Below are 25,645 nucleotides of genomic sequence, written 5' to 3'. Positions count from 1 at the left end.
CGTCCGATCGAGCCCAACCGTGTTTCTGGTCAGGATATGAACAGTGCCCGCAAGCGAGAGAATAAACCCGGCCGTTCAGCGCCGAGAATTCCCCGTACATGATGGGCTGCCGTTGCGGCGTTGACCGTCGCGCCGAAATGGCAATAGCAAAGAATATTGTGTAGTTCACCGTCGGTGAGGCTGAAGAATTTTCTGGCCTGACCGTAGGTGTCATCTTCCAATCCGGCAGCCCGCAGGATCGGATCCTCGAAGGCGACCGAAATCGGCGAGTTATCACTCCGCAGGAGCGATAAGACTGAAGTCGGCTGATGCTCCGTCTGGTAGAGGGTCGCCAGTCTTCGATGCGGACTAAGCTCGAGAAGCTCCACCCAGCGCTCGAGACGTTCGGTTCGCGACATGATGCGGTGCGGATATGTCTGGTCGATATCCGCAATATTCTGCAGTTGCTCCAATGTCTGATGTTTCATGGCGGGCTCCATTCGGCTGAAATCTGCGTAGCCCCATTCGCGCTTACGCCCTGTGTAATTGAGCTAGGGGACGGGGAAGCCCAATCAAGATAGCTTCGAAAGGATTTATGCAGGCCGAAGCAAGTTGAATGACAGGCTGCCTTGGGTCTGGCCTCTGTTCGCCGGAGGGCGGCGAGAAGCAGCGAGCCTGGATTGCCATGATGCTGGCGAAGAATGCGCAATGCCTGCTTCTCGATGAGCCGACCTCGGCGCCGGACCTCCTGCACCAGGACGGCGTTCTGGCGCTGCTTGGCGAACTCAGCCACGAGCGCCGGCTGACGATCGTCGTCGTCCTCCACGATATCAATCTGGCCGCCCTCTACAGCGATGAGATTGTGGCCCTGAAGAATGGCCGCGTCTTCGCACACGGTACGCCTTGCAAGATCGTGCGTTCCGATGCCTGAAATCGGTCTTCGACTTGGAGAAGTGCGTCTTTGCGCATCCCGTCAGCAACAACCCAATCAGCTACATCCTTTAGACAATGGCATTGGTCAACCGGTACGGGACGAGGTCGCCTGGTCCACGGACCCCGTCTAAGGCAAGAATCCATTAATTCTATGGATTAGGAAATACACAGCCGCCACGGACGCCAAATAGGAAAAGTCTTACCTCGAAGCCCCTCCCCGGATGCTGCATGGTGACGCCAAACAGAACGGGAGCAAGCCATGAACGCGCAACTGCATCACCTCGTACCGGACCGATCCGCAGCGATTTCTCTTGAGAATGAACAGCAGGCGATTGCTGTCGCGCAGGAGCTTGCCAAGCGGTTTCAGACAAGTGCATCAAGGCGAGACCGTGAGAGGCTGCTCCCCTTCGCCGAGCTCGACGCCCTGTCGCAATCCGGCCTGCTCGGTATCACGGTTCCCGAGCAGTATGGCGGGCTCGACGTGTCAAATTCGGTGCTGGCCGAGATCACTGCCATTCTTTCCGAAGCAGACGGCTCGATTGGTCAGATCCCGCAGAACCATTTCTACATCCTGGAGGCGCTGCGCACTGACGGAACGGAAGAGCAGAAGCGATTTTATTTCAGCCGCGCGCTTGCCGGCGACCGCTTCGGCAATGCTCTTTCGGAGCGCGGAACAAAGACCGTCGGCCACTACAATACCCGCATCACGCGCGATGGCATCGGTTACCGCATCAACGGGCAGAAATACTACTCCACGGGTGTCCTGTTTGCCGACTGGATCACGATCTTCGCACTTAACGAGGAGGAGCGGCTGGTCATGGCCTTCGTGCCGAAAGGCACCGGGGGCGTGGAGGTCATCGACGACTGGGACGGCTTTGGTCAGCGCGTCACCGGCAGTGGCACCACGGTTCTCGACAATGTCTATGTCCACGCAGATTCCGTCGTGCATCATCAAAAAGGGTTTGAGCGTCCGACGACCATCGGTTCTGTCGGGCAGATCATTCACGCCGGCATCGATCTTGGTATTGCGCGTGCTGCCTTCAGAGAAACGCTCGAATTCGTGCGGACCAGGTCGCGCCCCTGGACGAACAGCGGCGTCGACCACGCGTCGGACGATCCGTTGACGATCGCCAGGATCGGCCAGATTGCCATTCGGCTGGAGGCCGCAGCGGCGACCACCGAAAGGGCCGGCCGCAAAGTCGATGCAGCGCAGATCGACATGACGGAGGAAAAGGTCGTGGCGGCGACGCTTGCGGTGGCGGCCGCAAAGGTTCTGACGACCGAAATCGCCCTTGAAGCCACCAATACCCTCTTTGAACTGGCCGGCACAGCATCCGTGAAGCTCGATCTCAATCTCGATCGGCACTGGCGCAATGCACGAACCCACACCCTGCACGATCCGGTGCGTTGGAAGAACCACGTCGTCGGCAATTATCACCTGAACGGCGTCATACCGCCCAAAAGTGGCGCCTTGTAAAAGGATCAGCCAAAACGAAACCCCATCCCGGTGTCGGGAATGGGGTCTTGTTTTATCACGATGACGCGCCTCAGCTGTAGAGGCTGACCTCAGGAATCCTGTCGTTCAGAACGAATTCACCGACTTCCTTGGCCTTGTAGAAGACCGGGTCATGCAGCGTGTGCGTGCGCACATTTCGCCAGAAGCGATCGAACCGATATCGCTGCGCCGTCGAGCGCGCACCGGTCAGCTCAAAGACGCGCGACGTGATGTCGAGCGAGACATGGGTCGCATGGACCTTGGCGGCATAGGCCTCAGCCGCCGCTTCGCCTCGCTCGCGCTCCGTCACATGATGCCCTTTGGCGAGGCCCGCCTGCACGGCTGCCGCGGCGGCGTCCGCCAGTGCCGCCGATGCTTTCAGCGCTGCCGTGAACTCGCCGATGCGCTCAAGGATGTAGGGGTCGTCGGCAGCGCGCGCGACACCTGACGTCACCCACGGTCGGGTCGTCGTTTTCACATAGTCGATCGCTGCCTGAAGCGCTCCTTCTGCCGTACCGAGATAGAAATTGACGAAGACAAGCTGGATCAGCGGCGTGTTGAACGTGGCGAGCACGGGCGGCGCTGCATCCGGCGCATCGACGAAATCCTCCTCGTAGACGGGGAAGTCGTGAAACTCGACACTACCGCTGTCGGACAGGCGCTGGCCGAAATTGTCCCAGTCGTCATTGGCGGTATAGCCCGGACGGCTTGTCGGAACCGCAAAGCCAACAATCTTGTCGTCCAGGCTCGCATTGGCGTTGATGTAGTCGGAGACGTGCGCCGCCGTGGAGAAGGACTTGCGACCGTTGAGCACATAACCACTGCCGCGACGCGTCAGGACAAGGCCGGGATCGCGTGGATTGACGGCGGCGCCCCAATAGAGGCTCTTGGCGGCCGTTTCCGCCCCTAGAATGCGGGCGCGGGCCTCGTCGAATGCCCAGTAGACGTACTGGCTGTTGACGAAGTGATAGCCGAGCAGCTGGCCGATCGAGCTTTCGCCACGTGCGAGAATGCGCGTGAGCTTCAAACCGTCCACCCAGTCCAGTCCGCCGCCGCCGAGCTCTGGCGCATGGAGGGCGTTCAAAAGGCCAGAACTCTTGAGTTTGACGATCTCGGCAAGCGGTGGGCGCCCCTCACGATCAAGTTCGGCAGCGCGCCTGGAGAGATCGGCAGAAATGATCTCGGCGCGGGAGAATAGATCCTCCCGGCTGGTATTGCGATTGGTGGCAAAGAGCACGTTGGGCTGGCTCATAGGGTCGGACTCCGATTCTTGACATGGCACCGGCGGGGCATCGTTGCCCCGCCGAAGGATCGAGGCAGGCAGCCTAGAAAAGCTTGTCCGGAATCCAGCTTGCGGTCGCCGCGTCACTCGTGCTGAAGGCCGGCACCTTCTGCGCCAGATCCTCGATCGTCTTGACGCCGGCCGCGCGCAGGCTTTCCTGGGTCAGCAATGTCGGCTTGACGGTGATCTGATGGGGAATTTCCTGGCCCGCGACCTGCAGCGCCGCCGCACGAACGGACACGGCCCCGACGACTGCCGGATTGGTCGCAACCGTTGCCACCCAGGGGCTGCCCTCTTCCGTGATCTCCTGAATGTCTGCGGTCGAAACATCGGCGGAGTAAATCTTGAGCGTCTTGGCAATGCCGAGATCGTTTGCCGCCAACTTCACGCCGCGCGCAAACTCGTCATAAGGCGCAAAGACGACCTTGATATCGGGATTGGCGGAAAGAACGGCCTTCGCCTGATCAGCCGTCGAGGTTGCTGTCGTATCGTTGACGACACCGAACCGCGCCTTCTCCACGACGCCGGAATTTTCCGATCGGAACTTCTCCCAAACCTCGTTGCGGCGGTCGAGCGGCGCGAAGCCGGCGACATAGGCGTAGCCGGCATTGAAACTCTTGCCATTGTCCTTCGCCGCCTGATCGAGGGCCAGTTGCGCAAGCTCGTGATCGCTCTGCTCGACCTGGGGGATCTTCGGATTATTGAGGTTTACGTCGAAAGCGACGACCTTGATGCCCTTGTCCAGCGCTTGCTGGGCGACGTCCCCCAAAGATTCCGGCAGGCCGTGATCGATCACGATGGCGGATACGCCCAGGTTGATCGCCTGCAACACCTGTTCGCGCTGTTCGGCTGCGTCCTGGCGGCCCGGGAAGACACGCAGATCGACATCGAGCGACTTCGCCTGCTCCTGCGCGCCGGCCTGATAGGCCTGGAAGAAGTCACCAGCGGAAATGTAGCTGATCAGTGCAATCTTGACGCCACCCTTGTCGAAGGGAGCCGGTGCACCGGCGAGGCCTCCCGCAAGGGCCGCCTCGGAGACGAAGAGTGGAATGGCAGCGCTGAGGGCCAGCCGGGCAAGAAGTTTCATCGTCACATTCCTCTAAACCATCGAAAGCGTCGTCTGACGGAAGGCGGGCCCCCTGCGACGCTCGGTTTATTAAATATAAACTCTATGTTTTTAATAGATTAAATCGTCCGATTTTGTGCGCTTGCAGAGATTCTTTGTTTCGCCGTGAAGACGAGCCCGGCAAAGGCTTGCCTGGAAGTTCGCCCATCCTCCAGGCCAATATCAGCCCACTCAAAGCTGATCGGAACCGCGATGCCCCTTCTTCACATAGAGAACCTCACCCGCAGTTTCGGCGCAACGCACGCGCTGACGGGGATCGATCTTTCGATCGACCGGGGAGAGATCGTCGCACTGATGGGCGCCAACGGTGCGGGAAAGTCTACCCTGGTCAAAATCCTGTCAGGGGTACTTGCCGCAGACGGCGGCAAGATCAGCCTCAACGGACATGCCTTCGCTCCCAATACGCCTTCTGCGGCCAGCGATGCCGGTATAGCGACCGTTCATCAATCGACGGATATCGTCGGTGCCTCAGGGCTCACGGTCGCGGACGCACTGCTCCTGCATCGCTTCGCCGAGCGCCGCTCACCGTTCTTCGTCTCGCGCAGCAGCCTCCGTCGCCAGGCGCAGGCAATGCTCGATACCGCGGGCTTTTCGCTGCCGCTCGATCGCGACTTCGGCGACCTTGTTGCGGCGGACCGGCAGCTTGTGGCTATCGCTCGCGCGCTCGCAGACAGGGCTGATCTGCTGATCCTCGACGAGCCGACTGCCAGCCTTTCCGGCGACGAAAGCCGCCGACTATTCGATATACTTCTGCAACTGCGCTCAAAGGGCCTTGCGATCCTCTACATATCCCATCGCACCGCCGACCTCGAAGCCATCGCAGATCGAGCCCTTGTCATGCGCGGCGGCCGGGTCGTCCGTAGCTTTCGCCGACCGGTCGACTTCTCGAGCGCCATCGGGGCAATGATCGGCCGTCGGCTGGAAACGGCACGTCCGGATGCACGCAGCAAGGCCGGACCGCTGGTCCTTGAGATGCGTAACGCGCGGCTCTTGGCGACAAGCATACCCTTCGATCTCATGATCCGGGAAGGAGAAGTTGTCGCTGTCACCGGGGCGCTCGGTGTCGGCAAGAGCCGGCTGCTGTCGGCCATCTTCGGCGTGAACCAGCTAGCAGGCGGCAAGATGTTGCTGGACGGGCAACCTCATGCGCCACGATCGCCGGCAGACGCGATTGCATCTGGCGTTGCAATGGCTGCGGAAGACCGGCACCGCTCATCCTTGATACCCGCCGGTTGGCCGGGGCATTCGCTTGCAGCCACGGTCAGCCTTCCGCACCTGAAGAAATGGTACCGCCGGGGCTTTCTCGTCGGCGACCGCGAACGACGCGAGGCAATGCAGGCAATTTGCCGTCTCGGGATCAAGGCTTCGGATCCCTTCGCCTCCGTCTGGAGCCTTTCCGGCGGCAACCAGCAAAAGGCTGTCATCGCCCGCTGGGAGGCTGAACCAAGCCGACTGCTGCTGCTCGACGAGCCTTTTCAGGGCGTCGATGTCGGCGCGCGCCGCGACATCATCGAGACGATCCGGGCCCGTACCGATCGCGCCACACTGATTGCAACCTCCGATCCGGAGGAGGCCTATGAGGTCGCCGACCGGATCCTGAACATCGATCGCCATACGCTGAGGCCAATCGCAACCGCCAACAGAGCCATTCAGGAGACATACACATGACGACGATCGGCGAGACCGCACCGTCAAAGCAAGCAGACACGCGTGAGGGCAATCACCGAGATAACCGCAGCGCCGGCGCGTTGCTGCGCTCGGGCGCGGTCTTCATTCTGCTCGGACTTATGCTTGTCGGCTTTGCCTTTGCGGAGCCAGCCTTCATCAACATCGGCAATCTGATGAGTATCCTGCAGGCAGTCTCCGTCGTCGCGATCCTCGGAGCCGGTGTCACGGTAACATTGGCTGTCGGCGGCTTCGACCTGTCGATCGGCGCCATCGCCGCCTCGAGCGTCATGGCGGCAAGCTACGCCATGATCGTCTGGCAGCTTGACGCCTTTGCGACAGTACCGCTTGTGCTGGCCTTCGGTGCTGCAATCGGACTGATCAACGCGTTCCTGATCGTACGCCTGCGTGTACCCGATCTGCTGGCGACGCTTGCCATCATGTTCCTTTTGTCCGGCTTGCAACTCATTCCGACGGCGGGCCGCTCGATCTCGGCCGGCCTGGTTCTGCCGGATGGCTCGAAGGCGGCAGGAGCCTATGATCCAGCCTTTCTCCTCATCGGCCGGTACAGCTTCCTCGGCACGTTGCCCGTCTCGGTCCTGCTTATGGGGATCGTGGCCCTTGTGCTCTATGTCCTCACCGAACGCACGCGCATCGGCCGCCTGCTGTTTGCAACCGGCGGCAACGAGGTGGCGACGCGGCTTGCGGGCGCATCTCCCGCGCGACTGAAGACGCTTGCCTATGTGATCTCAGCCACGCTCGCCTCGCTTGGCGGTATGGTGATCGCTGCCCGGGTCGGGCGCGGTGATGTATCGTCGGGCGGTTCGCTGCTCATGGATGCGGTGGCTGCTGCTCTGATCGGCTTTGCCGTCCTCAACCTTCGCCGCCCCAATGTGCTTGGAACTCTGGTGGGAGCGGTCTTCGTCGGTGTGCTCTTGAACGGACTGACGATGCTGAACGCACCCTACTACACACAGGACTTCGTGAAGGGTGCCGTGCTGGTCGGCGCCCTTGCCCTCACCTACGGTCTTGGCCGCAACCTGGATCGCTGAGGACTGACTGTGGCCTTTCGAAATTTTCCTGTCAGGCGGCGCTTTTGGAATGACGTTCCTCTATTATGATATAAATCTATATATTTTATGATTTAACGAAAACGAGAGGGCTATTTCCATGACTGAAGACACTGCATCGGGCTTTGGCCGCCGCGAAATCCTGAAGCTTGCGGCGCTCGCCGGTGCAACATTTGCAGGCGCGGGCGTCTTAGCTTCGCCATCGGCAAGTGCTGCAGACGACGGGCTTTCGCTGAAAGGCAAGCGCGTCGCGATCAGCGCCACCGGCACCGACCACTATTTCGATCTGCAGGTCTACAATGCCCAGATCGAAGAGGTGAAGCGGCTTGGCGGCGAGCCGATTGCCGTCGACGCCGGTCGCAACGACGGCAAGCTGATCGCCCAGCTGCAGACCCTGGTGGCCCAGAAACCGGACGCGCTGGTACAGATTCTCGGTACGCTCAGCGTCATCGACCCCTGGCTGAAGAAGGCTCGCGACGCCGGCATTCCGGTGTTGACCGTCGATGTCGGCTCAACCAATTCGCTCAACAACACGACCTCGGACAACTGGGGCATCGGCAAGGATCTCGCCTTGCAACTCGTGTCCGACATCGGCGGCGAAGGCAACATCGTCGTCTTCAATGGCTTTTACGGCGTCACGCCCTGTGCCATCCGCTACGACCAGCTGGTCAACGTCGTCAAGTACTTCCCGAAAGTGAAGATCCTTCAACCGGAACTGCGCGACGTCATCCCGAACACCGTCCAGGACGCGTTCACGCAGATCACCGCGATCCTCAACAAGTATCCGGAAAAGGGTTCGATCAAGGCCGTCTGGTCGGCCTGGGATATTCCCCAACTCGGCGCAACGCAGGCGATTGCCGCGGCCGGTCGCAATGAGATCAGAACCTATGGCGTCGACGGCAGCCCAGAGGTTCTGCAGCTCGTTGCCGATCCCAAGTCTCCTGCAGGTGCGGATGCTGCCCAGCAGCCGGCCGAGATCGGCCGTGTCGCCATCCGCAACGTCGCCAGGCTGCTGGCCGGACAAAGCCTGCCGCGCGAAACCTATGTTCCAGCCCTCCTCGCAAACAAGCAGAACGTCGCTGAGATCACCAAGAAGCTCGGCATCGGCTGATTGCCCTTTCGCGATGCGGCCAGCCCGCATCGCGAGCCCTTCCCTTAAAGAGCCAGCAATATGACCGCAGCTGAAATCGCAAAGCCCGGCGACGACATCCTTCGCTTTGACCGCATCGTGAAACGCTTTGGAGGCGCGCAGGCGCTTCAAGGCGCCTCGCTTGCCGTGCGACGCGGCACCGTGCATGGTCTCGTGGGCCAGAACGGCGCCGGCAAATCGACACTCATTAAAATCCTTGCCGGCCTGCAGAGGCCGGACGCAGGACGCATTGAAGTCGAAGGGCGCGGCCATGAGAGCCTGACGCCGCATCTGTGCGAAGAGCTTGGCATCCATTTCATCCATCAGGACCGCCTGCTGGTGCCGACTTTCACCGTCGGGGAAGCGCTTTTTCTCGGGCGTGAGGCGCGCCGTGCCGGCACGCCGTTTCTCGATCGCCGCGCCATGCAACGGCGAGCCGAAGAAATCCTTCTCAATTATTTCGGCCTGCGGCTGCCGAAAGATGCGCTGATCAGCGGGCTTTCCACCGCCGAACGGCAGATCGTGCAGATCACCCGCGCGCTCTTCAATCAGCCGAAGGTGCTGGTGTTCGATGAGCCTACGGCAGCGCTGGTCCGGCGTGAGGCCGAAACGCTCTTCCGGCTGATCCGACGCCTTCGTGATGAGGGCGTCACCATCATCTACATCTCCCACTATCTCAATGAGATCGAGGAACTGTGCGACCATGTGACGGTGCTGCGCAACGGCCTCGATGTCGCCTCGCTGCCGATCGCCGAAACATCGGCGAAGGCGATTGCCGGCCTGATGATCGAGCGCGATATCACCGAGATGTTCCCTAAATCCGATGTCGAACCGGGTGCCGAAATCCTCAAGGTCGAGACCCTCTCGGCACAGAACCGCTACGATGAGGTTAGCTTTACGCTCCACCGTGGCGAGGTGCTGGGCTTCACCGGCCTGCTGGGATCCGGCGCGAAGGATCTCATGCGCACGCTCTTCGGACTGGAACAGGCGGCATCCGGCCGGATCGAAATGGACGGCAAGGCGGCGCCCCTGCGCAGTCCCATTGAGGCCGTCGAGCAAAGCATCGCACTGGTGCCCGAGGATCGCCGCGGCCATGGCGTGGGTCTCGATCTCAGCCTCTGCGAGAACATCACCTTGTCGAGCCTCGCGCGATATACCCGCTTCGGCTTCCTGAAGCGCAAGCGTGAACGCTCGGACACCGACGATCTCATCCGGCGCCTGCAAATCAAGACCGCCGGGCGAGACGCTCTGGTGCGCACGCTTTCCGGCGGCAACCAGCAGAAGGTCGCAATCGCCAAATGGCTGAGCCGGCAATCGGAAATCTATCTCCTGGACGAGCCGACCGTCGGCGTCGATATCGGCTCGAAGGTGGAGATCTACGCATTGATCGGCGAGCTCGCCACCCGCGGCGCTGGCGTTATCGTCCTTTCCTCTGATCTACCGGAGCTAGTTGGCATCACCGATCGGATCCTCGTTTTCTTCCGCGGGCGTGTCGTGCGCGAACTCGTCTCCTCTCGGACCACAACGGATGAAGTGCTGGCGGCATCGACCGGCGCTTCGGAAAGGTTGAGCCATGTCGGCTGATATTCGGTTCGCTTCCCTGCCCGCCAATGCCGACAGCGACGCGCCGAGGTCGAGGGTCGATCTCGCGGCCATAGCCCTTCGCTTCGGCTCGCTGCTCGCCTTTGCTTCCATTTTTGTCATCTTCTCGCTGACCGCCCCCTATTTCCTGACGACCGGCAACATTGGCAATGTTCTCGGTCAGTCGGCCATCGCAGGGGTTCTTGCGATCGGGCTGACGATTGTGCTGATCGCCGGCGGTTCAAACGTTGTTACTGGTGGCATCGATCTCTCGCTTGCCGCCAATATGGGATTGAGTGCTGCGGTTTATGCTTCGCTCATTAAGCTCGGCCACGGCGATGCGACTGGAGCCACGGCAGCAATCCTTACCGGGGTTGCGATTGGTGCAGTCAACGCTGCCGCAGTCGTGCTCGCCGGCATCGTGCCGCTTCTGGCAACGCTTGCCGTGATGAATGTTGTTGCCGGCCTTGAACTGGTTCTGACTGAGAATACGGTGATCCCCGCCTCCACCGACGTACTGACCGGGATTTCGACGTCCGACAGCTTCGGCATACCCATCCTCGCCTATATTCTCATCGGTTTTACTGCATTTGTGGCGGCAGTCGTCCAGTACACGCCACTCGGCCTGCGGCTTTATGCGGTCGGTGAATTTCCGGACGCTGCCCGTGCAGCGGGACTACCCTTAAAGCGTCTTGTCGCCGGTGCGTTCATCGCAAGCGGCCTGTGCGGTGGGCTGGCCGGTATCCTCTCGGTGTCCTACCTCAGCGGCAGCACGACGGGTTCCGGCGAAATGCTCCTGCCCGTCGTCGTCACCGCCCTGCTTGGTTCGGTGTTTTCGCGTCGCCTTGTGCCGACCGCCACGGGCACTCTGATATCGGCGCTCTTCGTCGGCTTCCTCGTCAACGGCTTCCAGCTTCTGAACCTTCCGAGCACCCTCGTCAGCGGGGTGCAGGGTCTGCTGATCCTGATCGTCGTCTCTGCCACGACCCTGCTGCGCAAGCGGGAGATCTGACCATGTCTGCCTCAAATCGCGCGGGTCAACCGCTCGCCAGCCTTTCCCGCTACGGCCTGATATTGGCCCTCATCGCCGTCTTCTCGTTCTTCTCTGCCGCCGCTCCGACCTTCCTGACGACGGGCAATCTGCAGAGCATTCTCGTCAACAACTTCACGCTTCTTGCCATCATCTCGATTGCCATGACGCTTGCGGTATCGGCCGGCGGGATCGACCTGTCGGTCGGCACGGCAGTCGATTTTGCAAGCTTCGCCCTTGTATCGCTGGTCCTTGCCGGAAAGCCCGTCCTGCTGGCGCTGCTTGCAGCTCTTCTTGCCGGCGCCTTGGTTGGAGCCTTCAACGCGATCCTCATCTCCGCGATCGGCGTCTCGCCGTTCCTGGCAACACTCGGCACCCTGTTCATCGGCCGCAGTATCCAGCAACTGCTGACGAACGGCGGCAACCCTGTCTATCTGCCGCCAACGGGCGTCCCCGATGGCTTTCATTTCCTGGGCCACGGAACGATTGCCGGCATCCCCGTTCCGCTCCTGATCGCTGCGGCCGTCGTCGCGGGCGCCGCCCTGTTGTTTTCCCTCACCCGCTTCGGGCGGGTGGTGCTCTCGATCGGTGTCCAGCCAAGCGTCGTGCGCTATTCCGGCATCGGCCTTGGCCGGCATGTCGCCGTTACCTTCATCCTTGCGGGCACGGTCGCGGCAATCGCCGGGATCATTCTGACCTCGACAGTCACGGTCTACATTCCCTCGTCAGGCAATGCCTTCCTGCTGAATGCCATCGGCGCCACCTTCATCGGTACAACTTTCTCGCCATTCGGCCGTCCGAATGTCGCCGGTACCATACTCGGGGTTCTGCTTCTCAGCATCGTCGCCAACGGCCTGCTTCTGACCGGACTGAACTTCTACTGGCAGCAAGTCGGCACCGGCAGCCTCATCTTCGCAGTGCTGGCCTTCAGCTTCATAAACAGAAAAGCGGTCGGTGCGTGATCGCGACCGAACCAATCCAATGCAGGAACTTTCACATGAGCCGAGAAATCAGGCTGAACGCCTTCGACATGAACTGCGTCGGACACCAGTCGCCCGGCCTCTGGCGCCATCCACGCGACAAATCCTGGACCTACAAGGACCTCGACTACTGGGTCCATCTTGCCAAGACCTTGGAGCGCGGCAAGTTCGACGGGCTGTTCATCGCCGACGTGCTCGGTGTCTACGACGTGCTGAACGGCAACGTCGATGCGGCGCTGCGCCATTCGGCTCAGGTGCCGGTCAACGATCCACTGCAGCTCATCCCGACCATGGCCTATGAGACCGAAAACCTCGGCTTCGGGCTGACGGCATCGCTCTCCTTCGAACACCCCTATACCTTTGCGCGCAGGATCTCGACGCTCGACCACCTTACGAAGGGCCGTGTGGGCTGGAATATCGTCACCTCCTACCTTAACAGCGGCGCGCTGAATGTCGGCCAGCCTGCGCAGACGAACCACGACGATCGCTACGACCTTGCGCAGGAGTATCTCGAGGTCTGCTACAAGCTTTGGGAAGGCAGCTGGGAGGAAGACGCCGTCGTCAGGGACCGTCAGAAAGGGGTCTTTACGGATCCGCGGAAAGTGCATCCCATCCGCCATTCGGGCAAGCATTTCACAGTGCCGGGGATCCATCTCAGCGAGCCCTCACCCCAGCGTACGCCGGTGCTCTATCAAGCGGGCGCCTCCAGCCGCGGCAAGGACTTCGCCGGTGCTCATGCCGAGTGCATTTTTGTTGCCGCACCGTCGAAAGCCGTGCTCAAGCGCTATGTCGCCAATGTGCGCGAGGCCGCCGAACGGGCCGGCCGCAACCCACGCGAAATCCTTGCCTTCAATCTGCAGACGGTGATCCTCGGCGAAACGGACGCCGAAGCGCAGCGCAAATTCAACGAATACCGTCAATACGCATCCTTCGAGGGCGCGCTGACGCTGATCTCCGGCTGGACAGGGATCGACTTCGGCCAGTTCGGGCCCGACGAGGTGCTGCGCCACCGCTATACCAATGCGGTACAGTCTGCCGTCGAGACTTTCACAACGATCGATCCCGGCAAGGAATGGACGGTGCGCGAAATGGCAGACTGGGTTGGCGTCGGCGGCTTCGGACCCGTCTTCGTCGGCTCACCGTCGACGGTCTCGGACCTGATGCAGGAATGGGTCGAGGAAACCGACGTCGACGGCTTTAACCTTGCATACGCGGTGACCCCGGAGAGTTTCGAGGACGCGGTCGAACTCCTGGTGCCGGAACTGCAGAAGCGCGGCGTCTACAAGAGCGAGTATCGACAGGGAACCCTTCGCGAAAAACTGGGCGGCACAAGCCCCCGCCTGCAGGCACCGCATCCAGGTTCGACCTATCGCAGTCTCGCAAACACATCGACGAAGCTTGCCGTGTGAGCGCGATCGGAAGCCGCGGCAAGAAATCCAAGACGTAGCCGTGCTGACCTTTGACGAATTGCTGGCAGGTTCCGCTGGCTCTCGCCTTGCTATGGGCGAAGAGACATTGCGTTGACCGGGATAGAAGCCGTGCGGGAGATGGTCCGCGTCTGGCTTTGTTCGCCACGCGCTCTCAGCTCAGCGCGCCAGCACGCCGATTTGAGTTGCGTGAATAGCCGAGTTTTTCGGATATTTCGGATGCCGCGTCGAGAAGGCTCTCAAGGTAGGTCGCCCGATTGCGCAAGCCGTCTTCGCGCGGCGCGACTAGGCAAAGCGTCGCGATGCATGCGCCGTCCGCCTGATGAATCGGCACGGCAAAGCAATGCGTAAAGTTCTCGACTTCGCTGTTGAAGGTGAAATAGCCGTCTTGCGCCGCATTGCGGACCTGGCCGATGAAGTCGGCCGGGTCGAGGCGCCTGCCGTTCGGCAGGACGAAGTCGTCCGGGGGAATGAGGTCAAGGATCTGGCGGTCGGACAGGTGCGACACGAGCAACCGTCCCGAGGCCGTCCAGGGTATCGAGACGAGTTCGCCGACATTCGAGGAAATGCGGAACGGGCGGATGCCTTCGCGCATCATAGCCACCGTATACTTCGCACCCTCGAGGACGCACATCTGTGCCGTCTCCCGGGTTTCCTCTGCAAGGCGGATCAGCATGCGCTCGCATTCGCGCATCAGATCGAACTGCTCGGCATAGGCTGTACCGAGGAAATAGAGGCGGCGGCCGAGATAGACCCGGCCGTCGTCCTGATAATAGTCGAGCATGCCATGGCTGAGCAACAGATTGACGAGCTCGTAGACCGAGGAGCGCGGCGCGCCGATCTCGGCGGCGATCTCGTTCGGCCGCATGGGCTGGCGCCTGACGCGCAGGAATTCGAGGATCTCGAAGGCACGATCCAGTCCTCGGGTGCGCCGTGATACTGTGTCGACACCAGCCTCAGCCATGCTTTTCTCCAATATCAGGCGCGGTCCGCGCGGTAGGCCACGCAGTCGACTTCGACCTTGCAGTCGACCATCATGCGTGATTGGACGCAGGCGCGCGCCGGAGGGTTTTCGCCGAAATAGTCGGCATACACGCCGTTAAAGCTCCAGAAATCGCGCGGATCGTCAAGCCACACGCCCACGCGTACGACGTCTTCAAGGCTGTAGCCCGCCTCATTGAGAATGGCAATCAGGTTTTCGATCGCCTTTCGGCTCTGGGCAACGATTCCGCCACCGACGATCTCGCCTTTCTCCATAGGGACCTGACCCGACACATACAGCCAGCCGCCTGCTTCGGTTGCCCGAGCAAAGGGAAGTGGTTGTCCGCCTGCGCCTGTTTCACCGGCCCCATAACGCTTGATCGTCATTCGTTTCACTTTCTTTTCTAGTTGAAGCTGGAAGTCTTGAGGAATTCAGCCAGGCGCTCGGTCTTGGGCTTGACGAACATCTCCTTTGGATCACCCTCCTCGCAGATGATCCCTTGATTCATGAAGATGACACGCGATGACACTTCGTAGGCAAAGCGCATCTCATGGGTGACCAGCAGCATGGTCATACCATCTGCAGCGAGACCCTTGATCACCTGCAGCACTTCACCGACCAGTTCGGGATCAAGAGCCGAGGTCACTTCGTCAAACAGCATAAGACGCGGTGACATTGCGATTGCACGGGCAATTGCCACGCGCTGTTGCTGACCGCCGGAAAGCTGGCCTGGGTAATGATTGGTCCGCGCCGACAGCCCGACGCGATCGAGCCAACGCTCGGCGATCAGGCGCGCTTCGGCTTTCGGCATCTTCTTGACCTTGATGAGGCCGAGCATGACGTTCTGGGCTGCAGTCATGTGCGGGAACAGGTTGAACTGCTGGAAAGCCATTCCGGTGAGCGCGCGTTGACGGGCAATCTCCTTCTCGGTCTTGCGCCGACGCATCGATCCTTCGACGTGGTAACCGATCTCCTCCCCATCGAGGCTGATCGTGCCGCCCTGGAATTCCTCCAGCATGTTCACGCAGCGCAGCATCGTGGTCTTGCCCGAGCCGGACGAGCCGATGATCGAAATGACCTCGCCTTCCTCAACGGAGCAGTCGACGCCTTTGAGAACCTCGTGTTGGCCGTAGGTTTTGCGCAGGCCCTTGATTTCAAGCATTGTCTTGGCCATCGATCGGCCTCCTCAGGATGGAAGGGCAGTCTTGCGTTCGACGAATTTGCCGAAACGCTCGATACCGAAGTTGACGACGAAATAGAGGGCTCCTGCGAGGAAGTAGAACTGCAGGCTCATGAAGTTGCGGGAGATGATCTCCTGCGTGCGCAGCAGCAGCTCCGCTACACCGATCACCGAGAGCAGCGTCGATGCCTTCACCATTTCCGCCGCCGTATTGACCCAGGCTGGCAGGCACTGGCGCAGGGCCTGGGGCCAAAGGACGGAGGTGAACGTCTGCGTGAACGTCAGACCGATCGCCTTTGCGGCTTCGGTCTGCCCCTTGGGAATGGACTGCAGGGCGCCGCGAACGATCTCACCGACGTGCGACGAACAAAATATCGCCAGCGCCAGAACGCCCGCCGCGAACGGTCCCAATTCGACGCCCACGGCGCTCGAGACGTAGTAGCTGGCAAGGACAAGGACCAAAACCGGCGTGCCGCGGATCACGTCCGTATAGGCCCTGACGATCAGCCGCAGCGCGCCGTTTCCATAAACCAGAGCCAGACCAGTGAAGACCCCGAGCGCCGAGCCTGCGAGAATGGCCAAGAGGGAGATCGATACCGTCATCGCGACGCCATTGAGGATGACATGGCGGGCGATCCAAAGTTGATCGATAAAAGTTTGAGACATTGGCCTACCTCGGCAACGCCAGACGCCGCTCGACAAGGCGCATCAGGGCGGCAATGAGGAAACAGGTGACGACATAGAGAGCGGATGTGACTATCCACGTCTCGATCACACGGAAGCTCTCGACGTTGATCTTGCGCGCTGCAAACGTCAGCTCGGGCACGGCGATCGTTGCTGCAAGCGATGTGTCCTTGAAGAGAGAGATGATTGTCGACGACAACGAAGGCAGAACGTTGCGGATCATCAGTGGCGCTATGATCGAGGTGCGTATCTGCATCGACGTCAGGCCAATCGCCATTCCGGCTTCCGTCAATCCCTTTGGAATCGAGAGAAGTCCAGCGCGGAAAACTTCCGCCAGATACGCTCCCGAGTAGAGCGACAGAACCAGGACGAAGCTCTTTATCTTGTCGAGCCGGAAGCCCATCTGAGGCAGCGCAAAGAACGCAAACAAGACGAGCACGAGGATCGGCAGATTTCGGATCACCGTAACATAAGAGCGCGCCGGCACGGAGGTGAGGTGGTTCTTCGAAAGCAACGCGAAAGCGACAAAAAGACCGAGGACAGCCCCGATCAAGATCGAGATCACCGCCAAGCCGAGGCTCAACATCAAGCCGCTAAGCAGGAAATCGAAGTTGCGCCAAACGGCAGCGAAATTCAGCGTGTAACCCATTGCAGGCCGCCTCTCCAGAAGCGGGAGCGGGACGGACCCGCTCCCTCGGGCCAGTTACTTGTATTCGACCGGGAAGCCGATTTGCGGAGGCGTCAGATCCTTGCCAAACCAGGTCTTGAACGATTTGGCATAGGCATCGAATTCGACGCCGGTCATGGCTTCGTGAAGGGCGGTGTTGACGAAATTCAGCCAATCCTGGTCGCCACGCTTGACACCGCAGGCATAGGTCTGCGGATTCCAGCCGAAGCCCGCATCCTTATACTTGCCGGGGTTCTGGGTCATGTACCACGCCAGCGAGGACTGGTCTGTGGCGACGGCGTCGGCACGGCCGGATTCCAGTGCCTGATAAATCAGGTCTACGGAGTCATACTGGTCGACCGTCGCTTCCGGAAGCGCGGCATGAACCATGGCTTCCGCATAAACATTCTGCAGGACCGAAATTGTCACCGAGGAGCCGGCAGCTTTAAGCGCGGCGTAGTCGGCATACTTGCCATCAGCTTTGAGCATCAGGCCAACACCTTCACGGTAGTAGGGAATCGTGAAGGCGATCTGCTGGGCGCGCTCACCGGTCACCGTCATGAACTGGCAGGTGATGTCGACCTTGTCGGTGGTGATATTCGGAATACGGGCGTCTGAGGACTGGTTGACGTACTCGATCTTCTCGGGATCGCCAAACAGAGCCTTTGCGATGATGTGACCCATATCGACGTCAAATCCCTGGAGCTTGTCATCGGCGCTCTTGAAGTGCCAGGGCGCGTTGGTGCTGCCCGTCCCCATGACGAGGTGACCGCGAGCAAGTACTTCGTCGAGCTTGCTTCCGTCCGCAAGAACCGGGCTGGAAAGGATTGTGGCTGCGGCCAAAGCGATCAGGCCGACGCGAAAAGAAGATGTCATGGCGTTCCCCTTGTGAACATTTTGCCTTGTCCAATATTCCGGACAGATGTCTGTTTTATTGGATTTCGATAGGAAGCGGCATCGGCGACGAATTGTCAAGCTGCGCTGCCAAAAAAGCTGCAGCGATCGACGTTGACTGTTTTTTCGGCAGCGCAGCATTTCTTTCGTTTTCGAGATGGCCGCGTCCGTCTCCGCACCCTCCTGATTGCAATCTATGATCGATCGGCAATGCTGCTTGCGAGAAGGCATGGACGGCCGAGGCGGAACGAAGCTGGCAGAAAAGCCTCACGCATGAGCGGCATTCCCGCCCGATCCATGGAAATGTGATAGCCGTGACGATTGCGTGCGCCGCTCATGCGCGCTGGCAGGCCGCTGCGAACTCGTCGCAAGCGCAATTGACGGAACGTCTATTCACCTAAAGTCGATCAATCAATTCGATCAGATTGCCATAGCAATTTCGCCATCTTACGTTTAAGTAAGCGCGGGTTTTTGAAGTTAGGTGAATCCTGAAATGCGCAGCGATACAGACTTCCATGAAGAGGCAAGATTGCTTGCGCTTCTGGCAAATGAAAAAAGGCTCCTGATTGCCAGCCTCCTCCTGGACAAGGAACTGAATGTCGGCGAACTCGCCAGACGAGTCGGTCTGTCGCAGTCGGCTCTATCCCAGCATCTGGCGAAGCTGCGTGAAGGCAAGATCGTGACAACGCGGCGTGACGCCCAGACAATCTACTATTCGACAACCCACTACGGGGTCCGGAAAATCCTTTCGACCCTTAATGAGATCTATGCTCGCCCGACCGTGACGTTGAGCAGTGCGAGCTAAACTTCTGGGGAGTGCCCTACTACTGACAAGTGCCAACTTGCGGAAGAATAAGGGCTGCGCCATCTTCTCCTCATAGCGGTCCTTGAGGAGTGGCCATGATACCCGAAGGCGATCATCTGTTTTCCACGCAAATCTCAGGCGAGCCGATGCCGGATGCGGGGTTGTTTACCTGGGATCTCCGGAGCAACCTCGTCTATGCGGATAGCGCCCTTGCGCGGTTGTTTGGCCTCGAACCTGACGAAACGGAACACGGCCTGCCGCTACAGACTTACATGGAGCGCATTCACCCTCAGGATGCACCGGTTCTCGCCAAACAGATCAACGACGCCATCGTTGCCGAGCATCCAACGGTGCAGAACTATCGCGTCCTCAACGGGGATGGGATCTATGTCGCGGTTTGCGCGTTTGGCCGGTGCTTTCGCGACCGCGAAGACGTTCCAGTTCATTATGCGGGTATCGTCGTGCCGGCCGAGACCTTGCCGGACAAAAAGCCGCACTAGCCATCCGCGACTTACTTGGCCAATTAACCCTGCGCTCTAACCTGTTCGCTAGCCGCTGAACCAGCTTGGACGATTAGCCCCCGAGGGGCGGCGGTATCAGGCTCCTTACAGCCGAGCGGAGCCCCTTGAGCTCGCCGAGTGTGAGCGAGTGTCTCGCCAAGCATTGCCGATTGTCACGACTATTGGTAGCATTTGTGGCCGCCGCTGATCTGCAGAGCTTCGCAATGCCTTGAATTGATAGACTTCCTCGTGTTCGTTGGAGACTTGTCGATGAAAGTGCCACGTCGAGTTTCACCGGTCTATCTGAGCGTACTGCTCGTCTCGTTTATGTCAGTGCCTCAAGTAATCTTGGGACAAACGGTGCCAACTGTCGCCATAGCGAGTGTTCAGATCGAGGATGTCTCCCCAAAGCACGAATTCGTCGGACGTGTGGAAGCATTGAACACGGTAGACATCCGCTCACGGATCGAAGGCTTCCTCGACGGGCGACTGTTCGACGAGGGCCAGATTGTCAGGAAGGATCAGGATCTCTTCCTCATCGACAAGCGATCACTCGAAATCTCGCTCCAGGACGCCCAGGCTTCCCTTGCTAGCGCTCAGGCAACCTTGGCAGATGCGCAACGACGGCGCGAGCGAAATCAGTCGTTGAGCTCGCAGACCGTATCGCGCGCCACTCTGGAAGAAAGCCAGGCAGCGGTGGAAACGGCCCAAGCGAACGTCTTGTCGGCGCAGGCACAGGTCGGGCAAGCAGAACTAAACCTCAGTTACACTCGCATAACCTCCCCGATCAAGGGACGCATCGGGGCAGCCGAATTGTCGGTCGGAAGCTTCGTAAGCGGCAGTTCATCGACTCTGGCGCGCGTCGTCGAAATGGACCCGATCCGCGTCGTCTTCTCGCTCAGCGACCGGTCGATCCTTGACCTGCGGGCGGCGGCGGGCGGCGCAAGCAAAGACGACCTGGCAAGGAAATATGCGCCTACGTTGCGTCTTTCCAATGGCCAGCAATATAGCGAGACGGGCAAGATCGAGTTTTTCGGGAACGAAATCGACGAGACAACGGGTACGCTGGCCATTCGAGCATTGTTCAGCAATCCAGAGAACCTGCTCATTCCGGGCCAGTTCGTCACGGTGATCATATCGGAGGCGGAAAGGAAGATGCGCCCGGTGGTCCCGTTGGGTGCTGTCCAGCAAGACCGCGAGGGCAAATTCGTCCTGCTTGTCGATCAGGAGAAGCGCGTTGCGCTGCAGCGGATAAAGGTCTCCCAGCAGGTCGACGAAAACTGGGTCGTGGACGAAGGACTGAAAGGCGGCGAGAACCTCATCGTGGAGGGACTTCAGAACGTTTCCGAAGGTGTGGCCGTTAATGTCACGCAGGTAGCTACGGCCGAAGGCAGCGTCACCTCGCCTTCCTCCGTCGTGCCCCAAGCTGGAACGCAGCAATGAATATATCCGCACCCTTCGTTGCCAGACCAAGGTTCGCGATGGTCATTGCGATCGTCATGATGATCGCTGGCACCGTCGCCCTCCTCCTGATACCGGTCGCGCAATTTCCTCAGATCACACCGCCGGAGGTTCAGGTAACTGCGAGCTACCCTGGTGCCAATGCCAGCGTGATGACGGACAGTGTCGGAGCACCGATCGAGGACCAGGTGAACGGCGTCGAAGACATGCTCTACATGTCGTCGTCCAGCACCAACAACGGTACGTACAGCCTGACGGTGACCTTTGCGGCGGGGACAGATCCTGCAATCGCCCAGGTCAACGTGCAAAACCGCGTGGCCATGGCAACGCCGCGACTTCCCACTGCGGTGACCCAGACCGGTGTGTCGGTGAGAAGCCGTTCGTCGAGCATGCTTCTCGGTTTTGCAATCTACTCGCCAAAGGGGACGAAAGACGAAATCTTCATCAGCAACTACGCGACGATAAATATCCGCGACGCGATCGCACGGCTCCCCGGCGTCGGAGAAGCCAGTGTTTTCGGTCCCGCCTACAGCATGCGGGTATGGATGAACCCTGATCGCATGCAGGCGCTCGCAGTAACGGCCGCTGATCTGACCGCAGCCATTCAGGCTCAGAACGCCCAGGCGTCAGCCGGGCAGCTCGGATCACCGCCGTCGGTAACAGGCCAGCAGATGCAGTTGACCGTTACGGCCAAAGGACGGCTGGCGAGCGAGACCGAGTTCGGCAACATCATCATTCGCACGAACCGGGATGGTGCAGTCGTACGTATCCGCGACGTTGCCCGGGTGGAACTCGGCGCACAATCATATGACACCGCCTCCACCCTGAACGGGCAGCCGAGCGCAACGGTGGTCGTCTATCAATCGTCAGATGCCAATGCGCTGGCCGTGTCCACGGCCGTCCTCAGCGAATTGGAGAGACTGTCGAAGCAGTTTCCCGACGACGTTGCTTACACTGTGGTTTTCGATACGACGGCTTTCGTTCGACAGACCATCCAAGAAATTCTCGTCACGCTGGCCATCACCTTTGCCCTCGTCGTCGCCGTCGTCTTTATCTTCTTGCAAGACTGGCGCGCGACGGTCATCCCCACATTGACCATCCCCGTTTCGCTGGTGGGCGGCTTTGCCGTGCTCTACCTCATGGGATATTCGGCCAACACCATCACCCTGTTTGCGATGATACTCGCCATCAGTCTCGTGGTTGACGATGCCATCATCGTCGTGGAAAACGTCCAGCGGGTGATGAGCGAGGCCCGCGTTGGGGTGCGGGAAGCCACCTTGCGCACGATGAGCGAGGTTACCGGTCCGATCGTTGCCACCACACTGGTCCTGGCCGCCCTTTTCATTCCTGTGGCCTTTCTTGCTGGCATAACCGGTGAGCTCTACCGGCAATTTGCCGTTACGATTCTGGTGACGATCACTTTCTCGACGATCAATGCGTTGACGTTGAGCCCAGCCTTGTGCGTCCTCATGCTGCGGCCCGCACAACAGCGCTCGTCACGGATTTTCAGTAAAGTGAACCGGGGGCTCGACGCGTCACGACACTTTTACCTACGTTTGCTGGACACTTTTTCCCGCAGGCTGGTTCTGGCTGCCTTGCTCCTTGTCGCCGTTTTCGGCGGCATTTATGGCTTCTATCGCGTGCTGCCGACTGGGTTCGTTCCTGCCGAAGACCAGGGCTATCTCTTCATGAACGTGCAATTGCCAAGCGGGGCGTCCCTGGAAAGAACGCAGCAGACGATTGCAACAGTCAGCTCCGTGCTTCAACGAACCCCAGGTGTTGCGAACACGATCGGCATCGCCGGCTCGAGCATGGTGGGTGGTGGCGGTTCCAACTCGGGAATGGTGATTTCCGCGCTGCGTCCCTGGAACGAGCGAGGGAGCGATCAAAGCGTCTTTGCACTCATCAACCGGTTGCGCGCTGAATTCGCGGCGATTTCGACGGCGTCGGTTGTACCGTTCAATCCACCGGCGATACCCGGCCTCGGCACGACGGGAGGGTTTGACTTCCGTCTTCAGGCGCGCTCAGGCCAAAGTCAGGAGGAATTGGCCGAAGTGATGCGCGGCCTGATCATAGCGGCAAACCAGACGGGGAAGACGACGAGCGTGTTCAGTACTTTTTCCGCTGATACGCCACAAATCTATCTCGACATAGACAGGAAACGCGCCGAACTTTTCGGCGTTTCTCCGGCAACGATTTTCAGCACGCTTCAATCCCACCTCGGATCGTCCTATGTCGACGACTTCAACATCTTCTCGCGGGTGTACCAGGTGCGCATCCAGGACGAGCCGAGTTTCCGAACGCGAATTGAAGATATTCAACGATTGCGGGTGCAAGGTCAGTCCGGCAATCTCGTTCCGCTGCAGGGACTGCTTTCGATTTCGACCGTCTACGGTCCGAACTCGATCAACCGTTACAATCTCTTCCCCTCGGCTGCGATCAACGGCCAGGCAGCCGCCGGATCCAGCACCGGCGATGCGCTGGAGACCATGGAAACGCTTGCGGCGGAAAAACTGCCCCCCGGCTTCGGCTACGAGTGGACCGGATTGGCGCTGCAGGAGCGACAGGCAGGCAACCAGACGGCAATCATCCTCATCATGGGGGTCGTCTTCACCTACCTTTTCCTCGTCGCTCAATATGAAAGCTGGAGTGTGCCGCTGGCGGTGATGCTGTCGGTGACAGTGGCAGTCGTCGGCGCGTTGGGAGGTCTCGTGATTGGCGGCATCGATCTCAATATCTACGCGCAAATCGGCCTCTTGCTGCTTATCGGGCTTGCGGCGAAAAATGCGATCCTGATCGTCGAATTTGCCAAGGAACGTCGGGAAGGAGGCCTCAGCATCATGGAGGCAGCCACCGCGGGAACGGCACAGCGCTTCAGACCTGTCTTGATGACTGCGATGGCGTCCGTGCTTGGCGTTGTGCCTCTGGTCGTCGCGACCGGCGCGGGAGCCGCCAGCCGGCAGGCAATCGGAACGACAGTGCTCGGGGGACTACTGGTCGGCACAATCGTCGGCCTGCTGGTTATCCCACTTCTGTATATCCTCGTCCAAACCGTCAGGGAGGCCGTCAAGCGTCGAATTTTCGGCCAGGGCCGCGACGAGGCGAGCGAACCTCCGACTGCCATAGCTCCTGAGTAGATGGCGGCCTCAAGAACTGGGTGTAGTGAACAACGGCAACAGGCCTGCTCGCCGCCTGGTTTGTCGCTTCCTTTGCGGCACCTTCCTCTCGGAGCAAGATCGGTTGATGGCCATCGAAACTGTTGAAAATTCGAATAATTCCAATCGACATTTACCCATGGGATATTCCCTGGTCCCCAAGGCAAGCTTTTGAATGCCGTCACCGGCCTCGACTGGGACGCGGGAACCGTCCGCAAGAGCGTCGAAAAGCATGACGTCAGCCAGGCTGGGGCTGAGCAGGTGTTTTTCAAAAAACCACTGCTGATGGTTCCCGACGCAAGGCATAGCGCGGAAGCGCGACACATCCACGCCCTCGGGCGCACCGACGATAGAAGGAATTCACGCCGGCAAGCAAGATCAGGCGGCAAGCTCGACCATTCGTAATCGGTGGGTTCGTAGCGGCGACGCGTTACAGAGGCTCCCTCATTCGGAAGCGTTGAATCACGACAGGCGATAAACACCGAGCGATTTTATGAGTTTACGCCCTAAGTGGCGTCCATGAAGCAGCCCATTGTCTGCCGGTGCCGCGCTAACCAAGCGCCTGACTTGCAAGGGCGTAAGTTGCCGGAGCCTTCGTCTTCTCATCGGCAAAATCGGCAAGCCGTTTGCCGAGCGACATCGTCAGTACAGTGTCGTAGACAGGCATGCCACTCTGCGACAGAAAGGTGGCAAACTCGCTATTGTCCTGATGCGTGTCGAGGCGGAGGAAATGGCCTGCATGTTGCGCAACATGTGGGGCGACAACGGCAATTGCGTCGGTATCATTGCTCGCGACGGCAGGACCAACGACATGCCCGCGTCCGAAGGGGCGACAGAACGCGAAAGCGCAGAGTTGCCCATCTCGAAACAAGCCGTAACCTGACGACTGCTCGAACAGCATTCTGATGAGGATGGCGCGCTCTACTCCATAACCTGCAGCATCACAGGCGATGACAGCATCCAGATCGCCGGCTTCGAGCGCTTTGATCTCGCCGTCAGGCCTCTCGTCGCGCGGTCTTTCGCTCAGGCGTGCGGTGCCTTGACACTGGAAAACCATCTTCTCCGGCTTGAAATTGAGGGAAAGATACAGCCGCCTTGCTGCCCGCGTCGCATTGAGCCGAAGATCGCGACGAGGAAGCTCACTGAAGACATGTCTCATCAGCCACTGACCTGTGCCCTGGGTTTGCAGGCGCGGCGAGGTGATGACCATCCCAACGGTCGAGAAATCCGCACGATAGGGAAACCACATGGCAGAGCCAAGCACCCTGCCGATCTCGTCGACCGCGACGATGCCGCGACCGATTTCCCTCAGGAACTGCCAGTCCTCTGCCCGGTGCGGCCAGCCCACCGCGATCGAAAGCGCATGCAACTGGTCCAATCCCACATCACGGATATCGCCGACGCTCATCGAGAAAGCATCGACCTGCAACTTGTCTGATACCTTCAATCTCCTGCCCCCTGGATAAATGCCTCTCGTTGGACGCCCTGTCGGGACAGTCCCGTCATGATGGGAGGATAGTCGAACTCAACCAGTAGAATTCACTCGAAAGGTGCAAGGCAACACAACAATTGACTGAAAGATTTCCGCATTCGGCATGCAATCTTGTAGCGGTCATTCCA

General features: G+C 59.7%; 22 protein-coding genes and 1 pseudogene. 13 read left to right on the top strand and 10 right to left on the bottom strand.

The features are described 5' to 3' along the window. Nucleotides 1–29 precede the first annotated feature (29 nt). Nucleotides 30–467, bottom strand: a complete 438-nt coding sequence (locus NBG89_RS21220) for a hypothetical protein (protein ID WP_088704290.1) — start codon at nt 465–467, stop codon at nt 30–32. Between the two features lie 167 nt (nt 468–634). Here NBG89_RS21220 and NBG89_RS21215 point away from each other — a divergent pair. Together NBG89_RS21215 and NBG89_RS21210 are read left to right on the top strand one after the other, a co-directional pair. Further along, nucleotides 635–984: pseudogene (locus NBG89_RS21215) on the top strand (ABC transporter ATP-binding protein); the annotation flags it as partial. Nucleotides 985–1,171: 187 nt separating this feature from the next. Further along, the gene (locus tag NBG89_RS21210) at nt 1,172–2,389 is read left to right on the top strand and encodes an SfnB family sulfur acquisition oxidoreductase (RefSeq protein WP_431324094.1); all 1,218 of its coding nucleotides are present in this window, start codon (nt 1,172–1,174) and stop codon (nt 2,387–2,389) included. A gap of 70 nt (nt 2,390–2,459) precedes the next feature. Here the strand turns inward: NBG89_RS21210 and NBG89_RS21205 are convergent, their stop codons facing one another. Both NBG89_RS21205 and NBG89_RS21200 read right to left on the bottom strand, forming a co-directional pair. After that, complete coding sequence (locus tag NBG89_RS21205) at nt 2,460–3,659, bottom strand: acyl-CoA dehydrogenase family protein (protein ID WP_431324093.1); 1,200 nt, start codon at nt 3,657–3,659, stop codon at nt 2,460–2,462. Between the two features lie 73 nt (nt 3,660–3,732). Beyond that, nucleotides 3,733–4,776, bottom strand: coding sequence for a substrate-binding domain-containing protein (locus NBG89_RS21200; RefSeq protein ID WP_431324092.1), 1,044 nt, complete (start codon nt 4,774–4,776; stop codon nt 3,733–3,735). Nucleotides 4,777–5,007: 231 nt separating this feature from the next. Here NBG89_RS21200 and NBG89_RS21195 point away from each other — a divergent pair, with 231 nt between their 5' ends. The 7 genes from NBG89_RS21195 to NBG89_RS21165 all read left to right on the top strand — a co-directional run bounded on the left by NBG89_RS21195 (nt 5,008) and on the right by NBG89_RS21165 (nt 13,679). Further along, nucleotides 5,008–6,483, top strand: coding sequence for a sugar ABC transporter ATP-binding protein (locus tag NBG89_RS21195; protein WP_431324091.1), 1,476 nt, complete (start codon nt 5,008–5,010; stop codon nt 6,481–6,483). Continuing rightward, nucleotides 6,480–7,532, top strand: coding sequence for an ABC transporter permease (locus tag NBG89_RS21190; protein WP_431324090.1), 1,053 nt, complete (start codon nt 6,480–6,482; stop codon nt 7,530–7,532). Before NBG89_RS21195 ends, NBG89_RS21190 begins: the two co-directional genes overlap by 4 nt. Nucleotides 7,533–7,650: 118 nt before the next feature. After that, a complete protein-coding gene (locus NBG89_RS21185) occupies nt 7,651–8,661 on the top strand; it encodes a sugar ABC transporter substrate-binding protein (protein WP_431324089.1) in 1,011 nt (336 codons plus the stop codon). Between the two features lie 60 nt (nt 8,662–8,721). Continuing rightward, the gene (locus NBG89_RS21180) at nt 8,722–10,263 is read left to right on the top strand and encodes a sugar ABC transporter ATP-binding protein (RefSeq protein ID WP_431324088.1); all 1,542 of its coding nucleotides are present in this window, start codon (nt 8,722–8,724) and stop codon (nt 10,261–10,263) included. Beyond that, the gene (locus NBG89_RS21175; RefSeq protein ID WP_431324087.1) at nt 10,253–11,272 is read left to right on the top strand and encodes an ABC transporter permease; all 1,020 of its coding nucleotides are present in this window, start codon (nt 10,253–10,255) and stop codon (nt 11,270–11,272) included. The genes NBG89_RS21180 and NBG89_RS21175 overlap by 11 nt, the downstream gene beginning before the upstream one ends. A 2-nt stretch (nt 11,273–11,274) precedes the next feature. Further along, a complete protein-coding gene (locus NBG89_RS21170; protein ID WP_431324086.1) occupies nt 11,275–12,252 on the top strand; it encodes an ABC transporter permease in 978 nt (325 codons plus the stop codon). A 35-nt stretch (nt 12,253–12,287) separates the two neighbouring features. After that, the gene (locus NBG89_RS21165; RefSeq protein WP_431324085.1) at nt 12,288–13,679 is read left to right on the top strand and encodes an LLM class flavin-dependent oxidoreductase; all 1,392 of its coding nucleotides are present in this window, start codon (nt 12,288–12,290) and stop codon (nt 13,677–13,679) included. Between the two features lie 172 nt (nt 13,680–13,851). Here the strand turns inward: NBG89_RS21165 and NBG89_RS21160 are convergent, their stop codons facing one another. Genes NBG89_RS21160 through NBG89_RS21135 form a run of 6 tightly spaced genes read right to left on the bottom strand, consistent with a single transcriptional unit; the run spans nt 13,852 to nt 18,086 of the window. After that, nucleotides 13,852–14,661 carry an IclR family transcriptional regulator gene (locus tag NBG89_RS21160; protein WP_431324084.1) on the bottom strand — a complete coding sequence of 270 codons (810 nt, stop codon included), beginning with the start codon at nt 14,659–14,661 and terminating at the stop codon, nt 13,852–13,854. Between the two features lie 14 nt (nt 14,662–14,675). Continuing rightward, complete coding sequence (locus NBG89_RS21155) at nt 14,676–15,065, bottom strand: RidA family protein (RefSeq protein WP_007800161.1); 390 nt, start codon at nt 15,063–15,065, stop codon at nt 14,676–14,678. A gap of 17 nt (nt 15,066–15,082) precedes the next feature. Continuing rightward, the gene (locus NBG89_RS21150) at nt 15,083–15,853 is read right to left on the bottom strand and encodes an amino acid ABC transporter ATP-binding protein (protein ID WP_431324083.1); all 771 of its coding nucleotides are present in this window, start codon (nt 15,851–15,853) and stop codon (nt 15,083–15,085) included. Nucleotides 15,854–15,865: 12 nt separating this feature from the next. Then, on the bottom strand, nt 15,866–16,525 hold the full coding sequence (locus tag NBG89_RS21145) for an amino acid ABC transporter permease (RefSeq protein WP_431324082.1): 660 nt from the start codon (nt 16,523–16,525) through the stop codon (nt 15,866–15,868). Nucleotides 16,526–16,529: 4 nt separating this feature from the next. Beyond that, entirely contained in the window at nt 16,530–17,192 is a 663-nt protein-coding gene (locus NBG89_RS21140) for an amino acid ABC transporter permease (RefSeq protein ID WP_431324081.1), read from the bottom strand. A 54-nt stretch (nt 17,193–17,246) separates the two neighbouring features. Beyond that, on the bottom strand, nt 17,247–18,086 hold the full coding sequence (locus NBG89_RS21135; protein ID WP_088693839.1) for a transporter substrate-binding domain-containing protein: 840 nt from the start codon (nt 18,084–18,086) through the stop codon (nt 17,247–17,249). A gap of 511 nt (nt 18,087–18,597) precedes the next feature. Here NBG89_RS21135 and NBG89_RS21130 point away from each other — a divergent pair. The 4 genes from NBG89_RS21130 (at nt 18,598) to NBG89_RS21115 (ending at nt 24,007) form a co-directional block, all read left to right on the top strand. Continuing rightward, nucleotides 18,598–18,909: an ArsR/SmtB family transcription factor gene (locus tag NBG89_RS21130; RefSeq protein WP_431324080.1), complete on the top strand. Its 312-nt coding sequence runs from the start codon at nt 18,598–18,600 to the stop codon at nt 18,907–18,909. Between the two features lie 95 nt (nt 18,910–19,004). Then, on the top strand, nt 19,005–19,409 hold the full coding sequence (locus NBG89_RS21125) for a PAS domain-containing protein (protein ID WP_431324079.1): 405 nt from the start codon (nt 19,005–19,007) through the stop codon (nt 19,407–19,409). Nucleotides 19,410–19,736: 327 nt separating this feature from the next. After that, nucleotides 19,737–20,852, top strand: a complete 1,116-nt coding sequence (locus NBG89_RS21120; RefSeq protein WP_431324596.1) for an efflux RND transporter periplasmic adaptor subunit — start codon at nt 19,737–19,739, stop codon at nt 20,850–20,852. Further along, the gene (locus NBG89_RS21115; protein WP_431324078.1) at nt 20,849–24,007 is read left to right on the top strand and encodes an efflux RND transporter permease subunit; all 3,159 of its coding nucleotides are present in this window, start codon (nt 20,849–20,851) and stop codon (nt 24,005–24,007) included. Before NBG89_RS21120 ends, NBG89_RS21115 begins: the two co-directional genes overlap by 4 nt. 568 nt (nt 24,008–24,575) lie before the next feature. On the opposite strand, the gene NBG89_RS21110 is transcribed toward NBG89_RS21115, so the two are convergent. After that, a complete protein-coding gene (locus NBG89_RS21110; RefSeq protein WP_431324595.1) occupies nt 24,576–25,433 on the bottom strand; it encodes a GNAT family N-acetyltransferase in 858 nt (285 codons plus the stop codon). Between the last annotated feature and the right edge of the window lie 212 nt (nt 25,434–25,645).

Origin of the sequence: Rhizobium sp. YTU87027, assembly GCF_050644135.1 — a bacterium.
Lineage (GTDB): Bacteria > Pseudomonadota > Alphaproteobacteria > Rhizobiales > Rhizobiaceae > Rhizobium.
This window is presented reverse-complemented; position numbering and strand designations above follow the sequence as displayed.